The following is a 768-nucleotide window of genomic DNA, read 5'->3' as shown; positions in this document are numbered from 1 at the left end:
GGTGATGCTGCCAACTTACTGATTTAGTGTATGATGGTGTTTTTGAGGTGCTCCAGTGGCTTCTGTTTCTATCAGCTGTCCCTCCTGTTCAGCTACTGACGGGGTGGTGCGTAACGGCAAAAGCACCGCCGGACATCAGCGCTATCTCTGCTCTCACTGCCGTAAAACATGGCAACTGCAGTTCACTTACACCGCTTCTCAACCCGGTACGCACCAGAAAATCATTGATATGGCCATGAATGGCGTTGGATGCCGGGCAACTGCCCGCATTATGGGCGTTGGCCTCAACACGATTTTACGTCACTTAAAAAACTCAGGCCGCAGTCGGTAACCTCGCGCATACAGCCGGGCAGTGACGTCATCGTCTGCGCGGAAATGGACGAACAGTGGGGCTATGTCGGGGCTAAATCGCGCCAGCGCTGGCTGTTTTACGCGTATGACAGGCTCCGGAAGACGGTTGTTGCGCACGTATTCGGTGAACGCACTATGGCGACGCTGGGGCGTCTTATGAGCCTGCTGTCACCCTTTGACGTGGTGATATGGATGACGGATGGCTGGCCGCTGTATGAATCCCGCCTGAAGGGAAAGCTGCACGTAATCAGCAAGCGATATACGCAGCGAATTGAGCGGCATAACCTGAATCTGAGGCAGCACCTGGCACGGCTGGGACGGAAGTCGCTGTCGTTCTCAAAATCGGTGGAGCTGCATGACAAAGTCATCGGGCATTATCTGAACATAAAACACTATCAATAAGTTGGAGTCATTACC

At 53.4% G+C, this 768-nt stretch carries 1 protein-coding gene; it reads left to right on the top strand.

What is annotated here, in order from left to right:
* The first annotated feature begins 55 nt into the window (after window positions 1-55).
* A protein-coding gene (locus tag ACOTW6_RS21870) for an IS1-like element IS1A family transposase (RefSeq protein ID WP_103215986.1) occupies window positions 56-753 on the top strand; the annotation gives its coding sequence in 2 pieces (ribosomal slippage) (window positions 56-305 and window positions 305-753; 699 coding nt in all).
* The last annotated feature ends 15 nt before the right edge of the window (window positions 754-768 follow it).

This window comes from Enterobacter cloacae complex sp. IR5403 (assembly GCF_049238705.1).
In the GTDB taxonomy this organism is placed as follows: domain Bacteria; phylum Pseudomonadota; class Gammaproteobacteria; order Enterobacterales; family Enterobacteriaceae; genus Enterobacter; species Enterobacter hormaechei_C.
This window is presented reverse-complemented; position numbering and strand designations above follow the sequence as displayed.